At 39.4% G+C, this 18,879-nt stretch carries 16 protein-coding genes; 10 read left to right on the top strand and 6 right to left on the bottom strand.

Annotated elements, in window-relative coordinates; all coding sequences use genetic code 11:
- The first annotated feature begins 109 nt into the window (after window positions 1-109).
- From KZC02_RS02665 to KZC02_RS02650, 6 genes are all read left to right on the top strand, one after another.
- Window positions 110-463 (top strand): YciI family protein, encoded by a 354-nt coding sequence (locus KZC02_RS02665; RefSeq protein ID WP_221392685.1) that lies wholly within the window; start codon window positions 110-112, stop codon window positions 461-463.
- Window positions 464-504: 41 nt separating this feature from the next.
- Entirely contained in the window at window positions 505-1,734 is a 1,230-nt protein-coding gene (locus KZC02_RS02660) for an RNA polymerase sigma factor (RefSeq protein ID WP_221392684.1), read from the top strand.
- A 76-nt stretch (window positions 1,735-1,810) separates the two neighbouring features.
- Complete coding sequence (locus tag KZC02_RS31425) at window positions 1,811-2,212, top strand: GAF domain-containing protein (protein WP_229253970.1); 402 nt, start codon at window positions 1,811-1,813, stop codon at window positions 2,210-2,212.
- A 20-nt stretch (window positions 2,213-2,232) separates the two neighbouring features.
- Window positions 2,233-2,745, top strand: a complete 513-nt coding sequence (locus KZC02_RS31420; RefSeq protein ID WP_229253969.1) for a hypothetical protein — start codon at window positions 2,233-2,235, stop codon at window positions 2,743-2,745.
- Window positions 2,742-3,098, top strand: a complete 357-nt coding sequence (locus tag KZC02_RS31415) for an ATP-binding protein (RefSeq protein WP_229253968.1) — start codon at window positions 2,742-2,744, stop codon at window positions 3,096-3,098. Before KZC02_RS31420 ends, KZC02_RS31415 begins: the two co-directional genes overlap by 4 nt.
- A 94-nt stretch (window positions 3,099-3,192) precedes the next feature.
- On the top strand, window positions 3,193-3,417 hold the full coding sequence (locus KZC02_RS02650; protein WP_221392683.1) for a DUF3072 domain-containing protein: 225 nt from the start codon (window positions 3,193-3,195) through the stop codon (window positions 3,415-3,417).
- A 113-nt stretch (window positions 3,418-3,530) separates the two neighbouring features.
- Here the strand turns inward: KZC02_RS02650 and KZC02_RS02645 are convergent, their stop codons facing one another.
- The 4 genes from KZC02_RS02645 to KZC02_RS02630 form a co-directional block, all read right to left on the bottom strand.
- The gene (locus KZC02_RS02645; RefSeq protein WP_221392682.1) at window positions 3,531-4,001 is read right to left on the bottom strand and encodes a hypothetical protein; all 471 of its coding nucleotides are present in this window, start codon (window positions 3,999-4,001) and stop codon (window positions 3,531-3,533) included.
- Between the two features lie 497 nt (window positions 4,002-4,498).
- Complete coding sequence (locus tag KZC02_RS02640) at window positions 4,499-4,747, bottom strand: hypothetical protein (protein ID WP_221392681.1); 249 nt, start codon at window positions 4,745-4,747, stop codon at window positions 4,499-4,501.
- Window positions 4,748-4,868: 121 nt separating this feature from the next.
- Window positions 4,869-5,246, bottom strand: a complete 378-nt coding sequence (locus KZC02_RS02635; RefSeq protein WP_221392680.1) for a YchJ family protein — start codon at window positions 5,244-5,246, stop codon at window positions 4,869-4,871.
- Window positions 5,247-5,659: 413 nt separating this feature from the next.
- Window positions 5,660-6,640: an AI-2E family transporter gene (locus KZC02_RS02630; protein WP_229253967.1), complete on the bottom strand. Its 981-nt coding sequence runs from the start codon at window positions 6,638-6,640 to the stop codon at window positions 5,660-5,662.
- Between the two features lie 321 nt (window positions 6,641-6,961).
- On the opposite strand from KZC02_RS02630, the gene KZC02_RS02625 reads away from it, so the two are divergent.
- Window positions 6,962-8,476: a SulP family inorganic anion transporter gene (locus KZC02_RS02625; protein ID WP_221392679.1), complete on the top strand. Its 1,515-nt coding sequence runs from the start codon at window positions 6,962-6,964 to the stop codon at window positions 8,474-8,476.
- Between the two features lie 176 nt (window positions 8,477-8,652).
- Here the strand turns inward: KZC02_RS02625 and KZC02_RS02620 are convergent, their stop codons facing one another.
- The gene (locus KZC02_RS02620; protein WP_221392678.1) at window positions 8,653-10,587 is read right to left on the bottom strand and encodes a C1 family peptidase; all 1,935 of its coding nucleotides are present in this window, start codon (window positions 10,585-10,587) and stop codon (window positions 8,653-8,655) included.
- Window positions 10,588-10,801: 214 nt separating this feature from the next.
- Here KZC02_RS02620 and KZC02_RS02615 point away from each other — a divergent pair, with 214 nt between their 5' ends.
- The gene (locus tag KZC02_RS02615; protein WP_221392677.1) at window positions 10,802-11,290 is read left to right on the top strand and encodes a MarR family winged helix-turn-helix transcriptional regulator; all 489 of its coding nucleotides are present in this window, start codon (window positions 10,802-10,804) and stop codon (window positions 11,288-11,290) included.
- 193 nt (window positions 11,291-11,483) lie between these two features.
- Complete coding sequence (locus KZC02_RS02610) at window positions 11,484-12,221, top strand: LuxR C-terminal-related transcriptional regulator (protein WP_221392676.1); 738 nt, start codon at window positions 11,484-11,486, stop codon at window positions 12,219-12,221.
- A 2-nt stretch (window positions 12,222-12,223) separates the two neighbouring features.
- On the opposite strand, the gene KZC02_RS02605 is transcribed toward KZC02_RS02610, so the two are convergent.
- Complete coding sequence (locus KZC02_RS02605; protein ID WP_221392675.1) at window positions 12,224-14,689, bottom strand: InlB B-repeat-containing protein; 2,466 nt, start codon at window positions 14,687-14,689, stop codon at window positions 12,224-12,226.
- A gap of 941 nt (window positions 14,690-15,630) precedes the next feature.
- On the opposite strand from KZC02_RS02605, the gene KZC02_RS02600 reads away from it, so the two are divergent.
- A complete protein-coding gene (locus KZC02_RS02600; RefSeq protein WP_221392674.1) occupies window positions 15,631-18,756 on the top strand; it encodes an ATP-binding protein in 3,126 nt (1,041 codons plus the stop codon).
- Window positions 18,757-18,879: the final 123 nt, after the last annotated feature.

The following is an 18,879-nucleotide window of genomic DNA, read 5'->3' as shown; positions in this document are numbered from 1 at the left end:
AATGAATGCACTTATTAGGAATTTTTTTTCAAAACGATGTCCCATTTCTGTAATTTCATTTGATATAGGTATGTAATTCAAATATTATACACCTTTAAACTTTAACAAAATGGAAGAGTACATGTTGATTTTCAGGCACGAAGATGGACAGAAAGTAGCGTCGCCGGAACAAATACAGATCTGGATGAAACAAACGATGGATTGGATTGGTGGCATCGCGGCCCAAAACAAATTTGTTTCTGGTACCGGCCTGCCTTTTGAAGATAGCCGCGTTGTGAGGTACAATAATGTTGTGACCAACGGGCCTTTTGGTGATATCAAAGAAACAATTGGCGGGTATATTATTGTAAAAGCCAGTTCTGTGGACGAGGCCGTTGAGTTTGCCAAAGGAAGTCCTGTTTTGCAGGGTGACGGAAATAGTGTCGAGGTGCGAAAAATTTCAAGGGAAACCGGTGTTCAATAAGAAATTATCACTGCCTCTGCAACCAGCAGGGGCAGCTTTTTATGAAACAGCAGGAGTTAATACCTCATTTATTCAGAACAGAATTCAGAAAAATTACAGCTGTACTCTGCAGGCATTTTGGCATAGCCCATATTGAAATTGCGGAAGACATTGCCAGTGATACTTTTTTATCAGCAATGGAAACCTGGCCTTATAAAGGTCTGCCCGAAAATCCGGTTGCCTGGCTTTATTCTGTTGCGAAAAACAAGGCTAAAAATTACCTTAACCGGCATCGGATTTTTACTGAAAATATTCTGGAAGAAATCAACAGTCAGATCCCGAAAGCAGAAGATACTGAGATAGATTTATCCGAGAAAAATATCACTGACAGCCAATTACAGATGTTATTTGCTCTTTGCCATCCTTCACTTTCAACTGAGGCCCAGATCAGTTTGTCTCTCCGGATTCTTTGCGGATTTGGAATTGATGAAATTGCGGATGCTTTTCTGACTAATAAAGAAACGATCAATAAGCGGCTTTTCAGGGCAAAAGAAAAACTAAGAACGGAAAAAGTATTGATTGAATTTCCATCGGAAACTGAAATAAATAAGCGATTGGAAACGGTTTTAACAACTTTATACCTTCTTTTTAACGAAGGGTATTATTCTGAAAGTAAGGATGTTGTACTAAGAAATGAACTTTGCCTGGAAGCTATGCGTCTTGCTTATTTATTGACAGACAACCCGCAAACGAACCAGCCCGCAGTAAATGCTTTACTTGCTTTAATGTGTTTTCACGCTTCCCGCTTCGAGGCAAGAAAAGATGAAAATGGTGAAATGATTTTATACGAGGATCAGGATGAAACGCTTTGGAACCAGGAACTGATCACAAAAGGAATGTATTATTTCAGAGAGGCATCTCAGGGAAATATAATTTCAAAGTATCATCTTGAAGCAGGAATTGCCTTTTGGTACACCAACAAAACAAATACGAAACAAAAATGGGAGAATATTTTACAGCTATATAATAAACTATTGCAAATGCAGTATTCACCCATTGCCGCCTTAAACCGTACTTATGCGCTGTCAAAGACAAATGGGAAAACTGTGGCAATTATAGAAGCTGAAAAATTAAATTTAAAAGATAATCATTTCTATTTCACGCTGCTCGGTGAATTATATACAGATATTAATATTGAAAAAGCAAAAATTAATTTTCAGAAGGCGTTTTTAATCGCAAAAACACAAACGGACAAGAACATTATCCAAAGGAAAATTGACAAACTTATATGAAGTTGGCTGAAATTAAAATCAATTAATCTGGCCATTATATTTAACTTTGAATAAGCCGTTCCTACAATTACAAAAAATGAAATATACCGACGCCGAGTTATTTGCGGATATTGAAAAAATAAAACAAATTCCTATTGTTTCGAACATGCTGGAAGTAATTTGCCGTACAACCGGTATGGGTTTTGCCGCTATTGCACGCGTAACGGAGGAGCGATGGATTGCGTGCAGCGTCAGGGATGAAATTAATTTTGGCCTGGAAGCTGGTGGGGAATTAGACATTAAAACAACGATCTGTAACGATATACGAAATGTGCGTGAAGCAGTTATTATTGATCACGTTGATGAGGACGATTATTACCACAACCATCCTACACCCATTTTATACGGTTTTCAAAGTTATATTTCCGTTCCTATTATACTTAAAAGCGGAGAGTTTTTGGTACGCTTTGTGCTATTGATCCCAAACCGGCATTGCTGAAGAATACAAAAACGATTGGTATGTTCAACATATTTGCTGACCTGATCTCGTTCCACTTGCAAAGTATACATATTATAGAACGGAGCAATTTAGTGGTAAAGGATCTGAACAGGCAACTGACTGAATCTAAGGACGAAAACCGGCAGTACCAGTATATTTCCAATCATAATTTACAGGAACCGCTTCGAAAAATCAGGATATTCAGCGATATGCTGGTCAAATCCACAGAGAACAGGGATGTTGAAAAAGCCAGGGACCTTGCTTTTAAAATAAATTCAAGTGCGCAAAAATTCTCAATGATGATCAGGGATTTGTCAGAATTTTCTGATTTGAATAATGAGTTCGTCTTTGAAACTGTTGACCTTAATAAAGTAGTAGCTGATGTCCGCAAGCAGTTAAACCAGGAATTAAAAGCAAAAAATGCAGTGGTTGAAACCGATTCCTTACCATTTATAAATGCAATTCCTTTGCAAATGGAGCAGCTCTTTTACCATCTGATCAATAATGCAATCCGCTTTTCAAAAAAGATGTGACGCCGGTGATCCGTATTTCTTTTGCAGAAAGTGATCAGGGTCAAACTGGTGCGAGGTTGTCTGGAAATACAGATTCCAGGTTTGTCGAGATTCAATTACAGGACAATGGTATAGGAATTGAGAAATCAAGTTTAGAGAAAATCTTTGATATCTTTTCTCAGCTGCCTTATAACCAAATCCCGAATGGAGGTGGCATTGGACTGGCTTATTGCCGCAAGATCATACGTAACCATGGTGGGAATATTACTGCACATTCGGAGCCTGGCAGCGGCACTGTTTTTTCTGTTATTTTGCCGGTCAAACAAAATTTACCCCAGGATTTTACACATAACTACAATGATTTTCAGGTATAGATAGCCCTATAATTCAGGTTATGATTAAAATAAATTTATTCCAGTATTACTGGCCTGGTTTTTTATCAGTTTCGTTAAAATAAAAATAAACGAAATGGCAAATAATAAAGAAGAATCGTTTGATGAGAATGGAAAGCCATTGAACGAAAATCAGGAAATTACGGGTTCAAATACGATCAAAGATCCGGATGAGTGGACTACCGGTAATGAGCCAATGACAGGCGCTCAACAGTCCTACCTAAAAACACTTTCGGATGAAGCAAATGAGGAATTTGACGAAACGCTGAGCAAAGCTGGAAGCCTCGAAACGTATAGATGAATTACAGCACAAAACGGGCAGAGGATTGAATAATTAATTGCAGAATTGTAATGGATTACAATTTATTTAGAAAGCAACTGAAAGTCATTTACGGCTTTCAGTTGCTTTTTTACTTATTCAGAAACGGTTTCAGTATTGCGTTTCCGGCCGCGCGGTTTACCTGTATATTCTTTCTTTGGTTCAGAACTTAAAATTGCCAGTTCATAACCTACTACTCCTTCTTCATAGTTAAAAGGAGTAACAGTAAAAGAGTATTTTATATTTTCGTAATCAATTCCACCTTTTTTAAGAATAATTTCCATAGGAATAGCATATCCTTTTCCGGTTTTTACCAAAGAAAAAGTTCCATCCTGATCAGTTGATGGAATCAGGTAAAGAAATTTAAGTGTTCTTTTACCTTCCTGTGTTCCTATTTTAAATCCCGTGGTTTCCGCTTCAATGCCAAGTTCTTCAAGTGTTTTTGCAGGAAGAACCAGTTTCCCTAATCCTGAAATATAACCGGTAAGTTGTTGTTTTGGTTTTGCTTTTTTCGTGACTGGAATATTCTCTTCCGGAGAAAAGAACTTAATTGCTTTGCCTTTCATAAATAATTTATTGTGTTTTGTTATCTCTTCATGCAAAAGTAATGAATTTGACTACTTATTAAAATGATGTTTTAAAAAGATACATTATTAGATAAAAAATATGTAATCAGATAAACTTTTTCTGTAAATTGTTAACAAATAGAGTCATTAAAAATTAATTTTTATTTTTAATAAAAGATTAATCTTCAACCATAAAAATATAACTCCATTGCTTCCTGTATAGTTTATGTTCGTGTTTCTAACGAAAAACAAGCGATAATATTTAAAGACTTATTTTTTATTAACTTTCAGTTGAACAGCAGTTTAAATATGATTTTGGTATCAGCTGAATGATTGGTAATATTCTTTGAATTTTAATGTTTTTCTAATTGACGATTAATCATCGTCGTAAAATTAATGTTGGCGTGATGATAATTTGAAATTGATTTTATCCGGGACTATTATTTGTATCATGCCGGATTCTTTTAATTGATCCGGCTTTATGCCATCCCAACGGATTAGGTTAATAAGGAGTCCAAACGATGGGCAATGGCCTGTAATAAATCCTGACTCATATGTTTGTGGTGCTGCATTTGTTCCATACTGACCAGTGCCCTGTAATTCCGCTCTTCGTCAGGTTCAAAGAAAACCGGAATCTCATTCACAATAATTTCGATCTTATGCTGATAGCCTGAGATATGGAGCTGGCCTTCAAATTCAAGTTCTTTTCCTCCATAATTAACATCAATAATGAATGGTTCTTCCATAACGGTAGCTGGCAATATTTTAAATTTTTAATAACTTTTGAATTGAATACAGGTCAATTTTTAGATAGTATACAATGGCTTACCATTCGTTCTTTTTAATGCAGAATAGGCGGATTCCTCATTAAACATTAAATATACCATCCAAATAAAACCAATGATTATTTTCAAATACAAACGATGATTTTTCATGGTGAACCTGTTTTTTACCATTCCTGTCCCTGAAATAAGCTTTGAATTCAACGGTATAAGTATCAATGCTGATAATTTCCAACTGTTGCCAGTTATTTGATTTTGCCCAATGTTCTATATCAGTTTTAGATAAATCCGCTCTTTTTGAAATATGTGTTGTAGCTATCAGATAGTCAGTGGCTGCCATAACGTAAGCGCTGTAACGTGAGCGCATTAGTTTTTCAGCAGAATCTGCAACAACTGTACCTTTTATAACCGGCCCGCAGCAACGTGAAAAAGGTTGAACTGATCCGCAAAAACAGTTTTTCATAGTGTGTAAATTTCGGATAGTTTATTTTCTTTAATACGGAATGGAATAAAAATATTTTTTTGAAGTTTATTAATTATTATTACATGGATCCGAAAATAAAATAAGTTTTTTGTCATATGAAATCATAATACTTTACAGATTGAATTAATTAAAATATGTGTTTTATTTTGACATAACTTTCAGACCAGTAATCCGGTGTGTTTATGACTAATAAAGATCGGCTGTTACCGTAGGAACCGGATAATTGATTTGCTTCCGATCAAATGTATTATTTTGTCTTTTCGACGCCGGGTCTGGTGGTAACTGGTATTTTTTTACGGAAAATAGGAAAAGTCATCGGGCTGCGTGCAGGCCGTTCATCACCTAATAAAACTCCCCATTGCCTGAACATATCAGTTCTATCAAAAATTACCTTAAAGAACCGCAATGATAGGCATGGACAAAAACATCCCGGAAACCCCGGCTATATTTCCTCCAATGATAACCCCGAGTATTGCAAATAATGCGTTGATCCTTACCTTGGAACCTACAATTCTGGGCATCAGGATATTGTTATCTAAAAACTGAATCGCGGCAATTACCCCTAAAACTGTAAAGACAGGCCATAATTCTGTAGACGAAGTCAGTGTTAAGACAACACCAATAATATTACCCAACAAAGCACCAACATATGGGATCAGGTTCAGGAAAGCAAATATAACGCCGATTAACAGCGCATGTTTGATCCCGATTACCATGAGTGTAACGCCCACCAATGTAGACATATACGTTACCTGAATCAGCAGACCGACTAGATAACTTTTAATGATAGACTCAGTTTCATAAATCGCTTCTTTCACTTTTGCGTGGTGCTCAATACCGAACCACATAAATGTAAAACGCAGCAGCATGTCTTTGTAAAAAAGTATCAGATAAATATAAATTGGCAAAAGGCCTACAAAAATGAAAAGTGAGCTTAATGTAAGTGCTGCCCCACTTAGCCTTTTGCCAGCAAAACTGATCATATCGTTTGTATTCTTATTTATAAATTCAACCTGTTCCCTGGTGGAATAATGGCTTATACTTGATATCCAGTCACTCAATGTTTTGAGATGAATGCTGACATTCTGTTTGATTTTTGGAAAATCTGCGATCAGTGAAGTGACCTGCGCAGAAAAAAACCAGATGATTCCTGCCAGCAAAACCAACAGTAAAAGGATAGGTAGAACAATTGATAAAGCTTCCGGAATGTGATACCGTTTCAGAAAACGATAAACAGGGAGTAAAACAATGCTGATAAAAAATGCCATGATGATCGGCATAATAATGTCTCGCCCGACTACCAGGATACTCACTAAAAGTACTATTCCCAATAATTCTATGGAGCGCTTTACGGTTAATGGCATGTTGTTCATGGGAGGTATTGATCAGGGGTTACTGTAAAATGTGTCATGGATATTTTGTCAGGTCTTAATTTTATATATGAAATTGCTAAATTCGGTTACAGTATTTATTCCTTAAAATTGTATGCCACCTCTTTTCAGGATAAATTAATGAGAGCAGCCTGTTTGTGATTTTTAATGGATTTTTGTTGATTATAAGTGCTAAATCGGGGCTTTTGCCTTACATTAATCCAAATAGTTAATTTTGATTCCCATATTTGTTCCCCTTTTGGTAAAGCACGGTATTGCTTTTTTAATTACCACTGGTAATGAGCTTTAATAACTCCTGGTTGCATGAATTCCATTTTCAATCTTTTTGATTTCAAACAGAAAATCAATTATAAAACAGAAGTTTTGGCCGGCCTGACTGTTGCCATGACAATGATGCCCGAATCCCTTTCTTTTGCTATTCTGGCTGGCCTTCCACCGCTTGTCGGTTTGTATGCTGCATTTATCATGGGTATTGTCACATCCATTTTTGGTGGCAGGCCAGGATTGATATCCGGAGGAGCTGGCGCAACGGTTATTGTATTAATTGCATTAATGAAATCGCACGGTATTGAGTATGTGTTTGCTGCGGTAGCATTGGCGGGTGTAATTCAGATACTGGTTGGCATTTTTAAATTCGGTAAATTTATTCGACTCGTTCCCCAGCCGGTTATGTATGGTTTTGTAAATGGTCTGGCTGTTATTATTTTCATGTCACAGCTGGAGCAGTTTAAAACAATTGAAAATGGTGAACTCACCTGGCTAAGCGGGACACCGCTGCTCATCATGGCAGGTTTGGTTGCTCTCACAATCTCTATCATTATCGTTTTACCCAGAATTACAAAAGCTGTTCCGCCATCGCTTATAGCAATTATATCGGTTTTTCTGATTGTCTCTTTTCTGAACATTGATACTAAAATAGTCCGGGATATTGCTTCTGTAAGTGGCGGGTTTCCACCATTCCATATTCCACAGATTCCTGTTAATTTTTCATCCCTGCATATTATTTTTCCATATGCCCTGATCATGGCCGGAGTCGGTCTTACCGAAGGATTACTGACGCTCAACCTTGTGGATGAAATAACCGTTACCAGAGGCGACGGAAACAGAGAATGTATTGCGCAGGGCAGCGCTAATATCCTGAACGGATTTTTCTTTGGAATGGGAGGGTGCCCCATGATTGCCCAGACACTCGTAAACTTATCTGCGGGAGCCAGAGCAAGACTTTCCGGCATTATCGCATCATTGACAATTTTGCTGATAATCCTGTTTGGAGCACCTGTCATTGAGCTCGTCCCAATGGCCGCTTTAACCGGAGTAATGATTATGGTGGCTATTGGTACTTTTGAATGGGTCAGTTTCAGGATCATCAATAAAATGCCTAAACAAGATGTATTCGTTGGAGTTCTTGTGGCTGTAATTACCATCTATCTTCATAATCTGGCTTTGGCCGTTTTATCGGGCGTTATTATTTCTGCCCTGGTATTTGCCTGGGAAAGTGCAAAGCGCATCAGAGCCAGGAAATATGTGGATGATAAAGGTGTAAAACACTACGAGATATACGGCCCGCTTTTCTTCGGTTCCGTTACCGCATTCAACGAAAAATTTGACGTTCCCAATGATCCAAACGAAGTGGTAATTGATTTCAGGGAAAGCCGTGTGGCTGATATGTCAGGAATTGATGCATTAAACAAACTGACTGAACGGTACTCCAAATCAGGAAAAAAACTGCACCTAAGGAATTTGAGCGAGGAATGTATAATTCTCCTGAAAAACGCTTCATCTGTTATTAATGTGAATATACAGACAGATCAAGTTTAATAACCTATTCTGTATTTCCATTAAAGAAAGAGCTCACAAAAGTTTTCTAATTACCTTCTGACTTCTTCATGTTAAGATATTTTAACTGTATGAAATTGTAAAGGATCAAAAAGGTGCAGCCAATATATGCCATTTTTCATAGTCATACATCAGCCGCACCTTTCAGAGGGTTTACCTTATTTATCGAAAACTACCGCATCAGGTTGGGAAACTTTGCTTTTGGCGTTAATGAGTTTGCCCGTACGTTCCATTTCGGCTTCTGTTATAAATGGCAGTTTGACTAATTTTGGCTTTACCGTTGCAGCTACCACGTCAGTCAGGCTGAACTTTGGCTCTTTGTCGTACAGCACGACGTCGTAAACAAACTTGCTCACATAATTGAAGCTGAAATAACCATAACCGTGATCGCCCCAGTCTGGCCCTCCTGAGTTTCTGAAGATGAAATAACCAACATCGGTTCCTCCTGTAGCAGCCCAATATCCTACAACCGGGACAGAATGTGCATATGCCCCTGTGACTTCGTCGGATAGATCATTCCAGGCTGTTATTCCGTTCATATCCGAAGTTTGCAAAGCAGAGGCCCCATGGAAACCCATTGCCACAGGCACACCGCTTTCCAATAATTTTTTAACGGATTCGATCTGATTATTGCTCAGCCCCCTTGGCGAACCGCCTGACGGATTAGGTTTCGAAGCATACATAATTTCCGATTTCAGGAAACGCGCGGCCTTTCCAATATTCATCAGTTTTTGGCTTGGCTTGTGTTTTGGGTCAAAACTGGATTGATATGGAAATGAAACTTCGTCAACAATCCCGTATTCGCCATAACCCTTAGTAATACTCGAGAAGAAGTCACCATCTTCCTCGTAACCGATCGCCGTGTTGGTGACTGCATTCAGGTACTCTTCCGAATAGTCCAGGTTGCTTCGGTTTTTCTCTTTGCAGGTCATGTATTCGAGTAAAAACGTGGATGCGAAAACCGAGCAGGTGCCCCGGTAACCCTGGCTTTTTGGAACCAGCCCCATGTCAATAATTGTCGGGCGAAGGTCGACAGAAACAGCTTCATATGGCCACCAGCGACTACCGTCCCAGGCTTTATGCCAAACGGAATGACCCGCATGCGCAAAGATATCGAGCCGGTTTTTTGCCCAGGATACCGCCGAGAGCCGGGTTCCTTTATCAAAGTAGCCACCCAGATTATACCAGTCACTGTGAGAAGGATACCATTGATTTGTATCCCACGCCTTGTGCCAAACCGAATTACCAGCCAAAGCAAAAATATCGAGCCGGTTTTTATCCCATGAAACGGTAGCAATACTTGTTCCCTGATCAAAAATACCTCCCAGATTGGTCCAGTCGCTGTGAGAGGGATACCATTGGTTTGTGTCCCAGGTTTTTTGCCAGATAGAATTTCCTGCCAGCGCAAAAATATCGAGCCGGTTTTTAGCCCATGAAACAGCAGAAATACTGGTGAGCTGGTCGAAGCTGCCACCCAGATTAGTCCAGTCAGTGGGTGAAGGGTACCATTGATTTGTATCCCATGTTTTTTGCCAGATGGAGTTGCCCGCCATCGCAAAAATATCCAGCCGGCCTTTGTCCCATGATACAGCAGAAATACTGGTGCCGGGATTGAATTTTCCTCCGAGATTATTCCATCCATCCGGAGAAGGGTACCATTGGTTTGTATCCCATGCTTTGTGCCAGATTGACTGGCCTGCCAATGCAAAAATATCCAGCCGGTTATTTCCCCATGATACGGCTGTCAGTTTTGTTCCGGGATCAAATTTTCCTCCGAGGTTATTCCATCCGTCCGGAGAAGGATACCACTGGCTTCCGTCCCATGCTTTATGCCAGACGGAATTTCCTGCCATTCCAAAAATGTCCAGCCGGTCTTTTCCCCATGAGACTGCTGCCACATCGGTGTCAAAATCAAACTTTCCTCCCAGGTTTCCCCAGTCAGCAGGAGAGGGGTACCAGCTGCCCGAATCCCATGCTTTGTGCCAGACAGAACTGCCGGCTACCGACAAAATATCCAAACGGTCAGGTTTCCATGACACTGCCGACAAACCAGCTTTGACGTCAAAAATGCCGCCCAGGTTATTCCAATTCATAATACAATATTTAAAGGTTAATTTGAATTATTTACACTGCAAAAGTATATGGCGCTATTGCCGCGGGAAATAGTTCTTTTGTACTAAATATTGATAAACAAGTGGTTACCGGCGAAATGATGGAATAAGCAGCATTAATTCCTGAGGTTTTGAATTAAATATTAATTTTGAATTGATATCAGACTTTCAACAGCAAACCATTAAGCCCTGATCTATGAGTGCTGAAAACCAATTTAACAGAATTGAAGACGAAATACAGCAATACACATTCCGAAACGAACTTTCCAAAGCAGGAATAAACCTTATCTATACAGGAACCTGGCTGAAAACAGCACATAGTGATTTTTTTAAATCCTTTGGAATTACATGGCCCCAGCACAATCTGCTGCGTATTTTGCGCGGACAAAAGGGGAAGCCGGTTAATGTCAATGCTGTGAAGGAAAGAATGATGGATAAATCATCAAATGTGTCTCGTATTACTGAAAAACTGCAAAAGAAGAAACTTATTGAATGCCGGCCGTCTCTCACCGATAAACGTTCTGTCGACATAACCATTACGCAAAAAGGATTGGATTTGCTAAGTACAGTGGAAAGTCGTGTGCACGAAATCAACAACCTGCTTTCTCATCTTGAATCGGGCGAACTGGTACTTTTAAATATGATTCTGGATAAAATCCGGAACGGTAAGGATAATCCTTCCTGAATTTTTTAGTAAAAAAATATAAGTATATACACATATTTAAGTTTACCTTTTCAGGTGAATTGATACTAAAATATATTAATTATCATTATAATTTATTAAAAAGTGATAAATTTGAATTAAAATATGTGTACGTACACATAATTTTTAATTTGAATAGCGAAGATTTATTTATTCATTTTAATCATTTTGGGTTGTGAAAAAAGAAAAGCCTGATAAGCCCGGCTACGCACCGCTTACCGTCCCCACACCGGATTTTTCCAATCATCATTCTTTTAACAATTTATATATGCTGGAATTTTTATTTCCCGGATATGTAATAAGCCGTTGCGGAGCCGAACCAGGCCCTCAGTTTTTGAGCCGTAACAGTGCTGCCTTTTTTGGTTTTCGGGATGAGGAATTAGCCCGCAAGGATTTTAACGATTTAAAACGTCTTATTCATCCCGACGATTTTGAGCCTTATCAGCGTATCCGGCATAGGGTCAGGGAGGTAATTAAGCAAACTCCTGAAAGCGAAATATTTCAGTACCGGTTTATTGTTCAGTATCGTTTTTTAAGACGAAACCGATATATCGTTTTGCATGAGGAAAGCATGTATTATCCCGATGAAACCGGCCGCATAAACCGGTTTACGTTATTTCGGGAAGTTACTTCAGAACAGCGTTTTAATCATATTCAACTCGAATGGTACAGGATAAACGAACTTGGTTACCAGCGCATCAGCAGCTATGTGCCCCTGGATCAGGACCAGGAGCTCACAGCGCGTGAAACGGAAGTAATTCAGCTTATCGTTAATGGTTTAAGCAGTAAGGAAATCGCCGACCGGCTGCACATCAGTATCAACACCGTAAAAAATCACAGAAGCAGTCTTTTTCGCAAAACACATTCCCGGAATATGGCCGATCTGGTACGAAGCGCATCCTTTGCTTATTGAACTTAATTATCTTTTTGTCCGGCCATAATTCTGATTACATCTTTTTTACCATCAACTGATATAACAGCTACCGAGTACAAACCTGGTTTTAGTGAAAATTGGCCAATATTCACATCAGTCACATTACCTGATGATCTGAGATCCGGTTTTCTGAGTTTGAACGTGTTGCCCTTTGTATCTACAATTCGTATTTCCTGTAATCCTTTATAATTTTCGGGAAAAACAATACGGAAAGATTCCTGTACAGGATTTGGATATATTACAGGTTTAATATCCGCGGTTCCTATAATATTTTCAAGAACTACTTTTTTTGGATTTTCCAATGCAACCAACGGATTGGGATTATTTTCACCAGCAGCAATTCTGGGAGCTGCGCCAGGAGCTGTTATGTCTTTGGCTATAACAAAATAATTGCCCTGGGTTCCTTTTGCAGGGCTTGCCATGTTTCCGCCCAATGTTACTTTTCCCGCAGGAAAGGTTTTGCTGTAAAGTGAAAAATAACTGATCAGCGGATCTTGCAATCCAATAATATCGGTAAGTTTTTGCCAGCCCTGAAGCCAGGCAGGCAGCACAGTTGCACGCGGATCATAAGCAATATAAACAGTTGCGGGCCTGCTTAAATTAAAGGAAAATACTGATGAGGTTGCATTCTTCTTGTCATCATTGGGCGTTTGGATGAGGGAAGCATTTACCAGCGATGCAGGTACGGACGTTATCGGATAAGCCCGATCAGTATAAAAAGCTTTGGTTGTGGTTAAAGTTGTAAGCCGGTAAACTCTTCCGGTTGCAGTACTGATGTTGCTGACAAGGCTCACCGGTGGAGTTGGCGGATCTACTGGCGGGTCGATCGGCGGCTTTACATCCTCTATGAACGTGGCAGTTATGGCTAGATTTCTGTCCATAGTTACATCAATTGGATTACTGGTGGTCACAAGGTCGCCCGTCCAGCCGTTAAATTTCCAGCCTGAATCGGGTACTGCATTCAATGCAACTACACTGTTTACCGGGTATACCGGCTGATCAGGATTTTTAAGAATTTTGCCATTTCCCACAGGAGTAACGGTAAGGCCGTATCCGGAGGAAGAAGTAACATTCAGGTTTACACAAAACGATGCAGTGGAAGCAGTCGCAGCTGCCCTGGCTGTGATGGTTCCTTTGTAAGAACCGGGAGCCAAACCAACTGTGTTGATATTAACTTCAACATCAATTCCATTTAGAGTAGCTACGCCAACTCCGTTCCTCGAAACTGTAAGCCAGTTAGCATCAGAAGTAAGTGTGTAAGGAGCGGTGTCTTCAATGGAGTAAAGCAAATTACGCGCCTTTATATTTGTGCCATCTCCTGCATTTTGCGAAATACAGGCACTTCCAAATCCCAATGTTCTTGCACTGCTTCTTGCAACAGTAGCTATATAAGTTTCTTTGCGCTCATTGTTGTATTGGTTCAGCGCACCGTTGGTGATAATGAATTTATTTGCCGCCAGCTTAGCCGATAGTCCCAGAAAACTACCGGGTAATTTATACGCAGTCAGGTTTGTCCATGCGCCAAGCCCATTATTGGATTGAGGTGTAAATTGGTAAACCGTATTTTGGGTTGCATTATTTACACCCTGGCCTGCAACCAGAAATATTTTTCCATCAACTGCAAAAGTAGAACCTTCGGCATGTGAACGTTGAATGGGCAGGTCAGTTAACCTTGTCCAGATATTTGTCGCAGGATCATAAACGTGACAGTATTTTTGGTCTGCTGCTCCGCAATCATGTTTAAACTGTCCACCAAGTGCATATATTTTACCACCCAGAACGACATAACTTATATGGTTTCGTGGAATAGGCATTGGAGCCAATTTGTTCTCCCAGGTTGTTGTTGCACGATTTGCATTGTATTGGTCCACATCAATAGTTAAGTGAAGTGTCGCCTGATCGTCGCAAAGTGTGGGGCCAAAACCGCCAAACACATGAATGGTACGGCCTACTAAAACGTAACCTCCAGCTCCCATCGGGAACGGGATCCCGGTAGCCGGGTCAATAAGTTCCGGACCGTTAGACCAGGTGTTGGTGGTAATATTATAAATGATCACCTGGCTGCTTGCCGGTCCGTGTGCATCGATGGCCCTTCCGCCAATCAGCCAGATATTGTCATCAACCAATACCAGGCCCTGATGGGTAATTTCTTTGCCAACTGGAAATGAAGCAATTTTGCTCCACTTATCGGTTGCAATATCATATACTTCATTGGTTTTTTCAATAACCGGATTGTTATAAAAACCACCAAATACGTAAAGTTTGTTTTGATATACCGCATTAATACCTTCGGCTCGTTGTCTCAGTTCATCTGCTTTTCTGGTCCACTGCCCAAAAGCAGATATATGTATAATAATAAAGAAAAGAGTATAAACGGCAGGCTTGCAAAAGGAATTGAAAAAAGAAAATTTAAATTTTGAATGAGTGATTGAATAGAGGATTTTCATAACAGGGGATTTTAGGAATTGTGTAAAAGGGGTTAAAACATTGTGATGGTAAAAAACAAATTTGAAGCAGACCAAAAAAAGACTTTCCAGTAATCAATGATATACGTAATGTGTTATGATAAAAAAATGATCTTATTTTTTAATAATAACACTCCGGATATAAAAACTTTATTGTAACCGGAAATTAATAATTTCACTTCCTATTATCTTTTTTGCCCGAATCAATTATAAAAATAAGCTTTGAAGAGCTTTTTTTGCAATGGGTAAATCATCGCTGGATTGGATATCTATTGTTGTCATATTTATTTAGGGAGTGATTAATAAATTATATAAAGCAAAACTAATGTAAAATATATTCATAAAAATAAGAACAATATTCTGATTTTATCTGTAAAGTTATTAAGTGTAAAGGACTAATTTATGTTATTTTTTTTATGGCTAAGTTTTAGTAAAATTAGTTTTGTATGTGCGTAAATAAAGATGTAAATCGTATTTGAAATAATAATTTTTAAGTATATTTTATTCGATGTTTTTTAGTGTAATTAAATAGCTATAATTTAATTATTTTTATCTTTTGTAAAATTGTAGACCCTTAAAAGTCTATGTAATTATAACTTGTAAAACAATGTAGCATTTAAGGCAAATATTTTTTGAGTAATTAAATAATTTTTTCCATTTAAGAGGATATAATAATTTTATTCTATTGTCGAAGTAGATATTATTTATGTAATATTTACTTTACTATTATGTAATAAATGTGTAGTTTTTGAATTATTATCCGGTAAGCGATATCTAACCCGCAATAGCTAAGTTTATACAGGCAAATTTGTGCCTGAACAAAAAAAATAATTTAAGAGCAACTGATAAGAACTGCGATCTGTTTTGCTGATTGATTAAAACCTCTGTGCGTTTTAAACCCTGCTAATTTTCATGGAAGTGTAATGAAAGATACAAATCTGTTCAACTTGCTGATTTGGTTTCCGGATAAAATCCTCCGGCAGAAAGTGATCTTTTTCTGTACACTATACTGTATTACATCAGCACTAATTTTAAAAATCCGGGCCCAGGATTTTCTTCCCGATCCGGAAATTATTTCCGATCACAATAGCTTGACCAATAGCATAACATCATCTATTTTGCAGGATTTGAAGGGGTTTATCTGGATAGCAACCAGTGATGGGTTATGTCGGTTTGATGGTAGCAGCTTTAAGGTATTTCTTTCACAGGAAACGGATATTACCTCTTTGTCATCTGCCCCTGTAAAAACATTAAAGCTGGATTCCAAGGGCAGGATCTGGATATTTTCTGAGGAGTCTGACCTACATATTTTTGATCCTGGTAATGAATCATTTATTAACTTCTTAAATCTGGCATTTTACAAACAGCACTTCGGAGGTGCTATGATTGAAACCATGTTTATTGACAGCAACGACTGTCTATGGCTCGGACTTAAACTGAATGGTGAGCAGGCCATTACATTGGTCAGTATTGACGTGAGTACAAATGCTTATACCGTACTTCATGGTTTGGATAAGCCTTCTTATTTTGCTGATAATGAATTAGTAAGAGACATTGTTCAGGATAAAGACGGTATAATTTGGGTAATAACTGATTCTGGTTTGGAAAAGTATGATGAGTCAGCGAACGCTTTCAGCAAAGTAAAATTTCCTGATGAAATATCTGCAATTTACATGAACAATGCACCTGAAAAGATATTCGTCAGTCCCGGTAATGAATTGTTGATTGGTTTCCAGTCAGGCCTGATCGTCCTGGAATCAGGGCGGGAAAGTTTTCATTATTACCCACTTTCCACACAAGACTCGACAGAGCTATGTTTTGCGTCTGATAGCCGCGGGGACGTCTTTTTTGCCAATGGGCCGCATTTGTTTCGCTACCGGAAAATTTCCAGACCCGAACTTGTTGCTGAATTTGATAAATCGTCCGGATGCTGCCTTAGTATGTTGATAGATAGCTCTGATGTGCTTTGGTTAGGAACAGCCGGAATGGGAGTTTGGAAATATGACCTGAATTCAAGCTGGTTAGTATCATCCCTGAATCCCAGCCAACACTCAGTTGACCGTTTCGACCCAAAAGTTCAGATTACATCAGTGAAAATCAATAACAAACCGGTTGCGCTGAAATCAGTAAAAACTTTAAAAAACAGGCCTTCACATTCCACCTCACATATAATACTCGATCATGACCAGAATTTTATCACAATACGATTTGCAGCCATGCAGTATAACCGCCCGGTTAAAAATCAATATCGCTACTGGTTAAAGGGATTAGAGCGCGGATGGGTTTATACCAGTGAGCCTCAGGCGATTTACACAGCATTGAGGCCAGGGAATTATACATTAATTATAAATGCCTCTAACACATCCGGCGTCTGGAGTAAGCAGATAAATAAGCTTGAAATTACGGTTAATCCACCTTGGTGGGCGACCTGGTGGGCGTATAGTTTGTATACATTAATTGTAATTGGAGTGTGTTACGGGATGGTCCGGATTTATTTCAGACAAAAGGAAGCGGAACAGCTTCGTATGATGGATGAGGTAAAATCACTCTTTTTTGCCAACATCACACATGAATTGCGCACACCTTTAACACTAATTCTATCACTGGTAGATTCATTAATACCCGAATTTCAGCAGTCTCCATATTCCAAACGCCTGGTTTCAATTAGTAGAAATGCCCGCCATTTACTTGAACTCATCAATCAGCTCCTAGACCTTTCCAAACTGGATGCACAGGCTATGTCCGTTGAAGAGACACGCGGACAGTTAAGTGAGTTTGTCGGCCAGCTGATCGAAAAGTTTAGCCAGCAGGCAGAAAGCGGAGGCCTGAAAATTACCTATCATCAAAGTGTACGGGGACAATATTGGTTTGATTCCGGCAAACTGGATACAATTTTATCCAATTTGCTCGCCAATGCGATCAAGTTTACACCGGTTGGCGGGCAGGTTCATGTGGAACTTACCGCTTCGGCATTTATAAAGCTTCATGTAATGGATACGGGCAAAGGTATTCCGCAGGATCAGCAAAATCGGATTTTTGACCGGTTTTACAGGGTGGCCGATTCTTCGGGTAACCGCAGGCAGACAGGTACCGGAATTGGCCTGGCTCTGGTAAAAGAACTGGTTCAATTGCAGGGAGGATATATTACTGTTGAAAGCCAGGCAGGGCGCGGCAGCCGATTTTTAGTACTGCTGCCTTATCAACCCGTGGAAGTGGCTGAGTCAGCCATGACTTCGCAACAACCTGTCAATCAGGAAGAAAACATTGAAAAAAATCTTAGCGAAGCGGATGCGCCGGCAGTTCTACTGGTAGAAGATAATGATGAAATGGCGGAGTTTATAATCGAGTGCTTTCCGGCACATTACCGCGTTTTGCGTTCAGTTAACGGAATGGCAGGCGTAGAGCAGGCCAGGGAAATGATTCCGGATCTGATAATCAGTGATGTTCTGATGCCGGAAATGAGTGGATTCAAGCTTTGTCAAACATTAAAGGCCGACATATTGACCAGCCATATTCCTGTGATTTTACTGACTGCGAAGGCAACACATGAAAGCAGGATGGAAGGCCTTTCTGCCGGTGCGGATGATTATATTACCAAACCTTTTCATGTGGAGGAACTACGGCTGCGTGTAGCTAATTTGCTTGAACAGCGCCAGCGTTTGCGTGAATGGGTTTATAAAAGCATAGTTCCGGCCGGGCGGGATGAAGAGCCGGCGGTAACTGAGGATCCTTTTCTTACGCGCCTGCATGCCCTGTTGGAAGCGAAACTGGATGTTGATACGTATGGAGTTGAAGAACTGGCAAATGAGATGGGGATGAGCCGTGTAACGTTGTACCGGAAGGTCAAAGCGGTAACCAGCCTGACCGCTAATGATGTGATCCGTAATTATCGTTTAAAACGAGCTGCCCATTTTTTAAAAACCGGATTAAACAGTACTGAAACTTCTTATCGGGTGGGCTTTGATACACCTTCTTATTTTGCTAAATGTTTCCGGGATTTGTATCACATGAGTCCTTCGGAATATGCACAAAAATATCAGGAACAGTAAAAAAGTATTATTATTTATAAAATGAAACCTGATTGTTTAGAATTGAAACCTGATTGTTAGGCATGGTCTGGCTGCCGTTTCCATATTTGTGCCGGACAACATACAAATACCATTATGTTTCAA

The organism is Dyadobacter sp. NIV53 (assembly GCF_019711195.1).
Lineage (GTDB): Bacteria > Bacteroidota > Bacteroidia > Cytophagales > Spirosomataceae > Dyadobacter.
Note: the sequence above shows the minus strand (reverse complement) of the source record. Positions and strands in the feature narration are given on the sequence as shown.

Excerpts from the sequence above, each read along its gene's own strand:
- KZC02_RS02660 (WP_221392684.1), top strand. The coding sequence starts at position 505 with ATGAAACAGCAGGAGTTAATACCTCATTTATTCAGAACAGAATTCAGA.
- KZC02_RS02645 (WP_221392682.1), bottom strand. The coding sequence starts at position 4,001 with ATGAAAGGCAAAGCAATTAAGTTCTTTTCTCCGGAAGAGAATATTCCA.
- KZC02_RS31425 (WP_229253970.1), top strand. The coding sequence starts at position 1,811 with ATGAAATATACCGACGCCGAGTTATTTGCGGATATTGAAAAAATAAAA.
- KZC02_RS02615 (WP_221392677.1), top strand. The coding sequence starts at position 10,802 with ATGAGTGCTGAAAACCAATTTAACAGAATTGAAGACGAAATACAGCAA.
- KZC02_RS02600 (WP_221392674.1), top strand. The coding sequence starts at position 15,631 with ATGAAAGATACAAATCTGTTCAACTTGCTGATTTGGTTTCCGGATAAA.
- KZC02_RS02640 (WP_221392681.1), bottom strand. The coding sequence starts at position 4,747 with ATGGAAGAACCATTCATTATTGATGTTAATTATGGAGGAAAAGAACTT.
- KZC02_RS02620 (WP_221392678.1), bottom strand. The coding sequence starts at position 10,587 with ATGAATTGGAATAACCTGGGCGGCATTTTTGACGTCAAAGCTGGTTTG.
- KZC02_RS02605 (WP_221392675.1), bottom strand. The coding sequence starts at position 14,689 with ATGAAAATCCTCTATTCAATCACTCATTCAAAATTTAAATTTTCTTTT.
- KZC02_RS02630 (WP_229253967.1), bottom strand. The coding sequence starts at position 6,640 with ATGAACAACATGCCATTAACCGTAAAGCGCTCCATAGAATTATTGGGA.
- KZC02_RS02625 (WP_221392679.1), top strand. The coding sequence starts at position 6,962 with ATGAATTCCATTTTCAATCTTTTTGATTTCAAACAGAAAATCAATTAT.
- KZC02_RS02665 (WP_221392685.1), top strand. The coding sequence starts at position 110 with ATGGAAGAGTACATGTTGATTTTCAGGCACGAAGATGGACAGAAAGTA.
- KZC02_RS02650 (WP_221392683.1), top strand. The coding sequence starts at position 3,193 with ATGGCAAATAATAAAGAAGAATCGTTTGATGAGAATGGAAAGCCATTG.
- KZC02_RS31420 (WP_229253969.1), top strand. The coding sequence starts at position 2,233 with ATGTTCAACATATTTGCTGACCTGATCTCGTTCCACTTGCAAAGTATA.
- KZC02_RS02635 (WP_221392680.1), bottom strand. The coding sequence starts at position 5,246 with ATGAAAAACTGTTTTTGCGGATCAGTTCAACCTTTTTCACGTTGCTGC.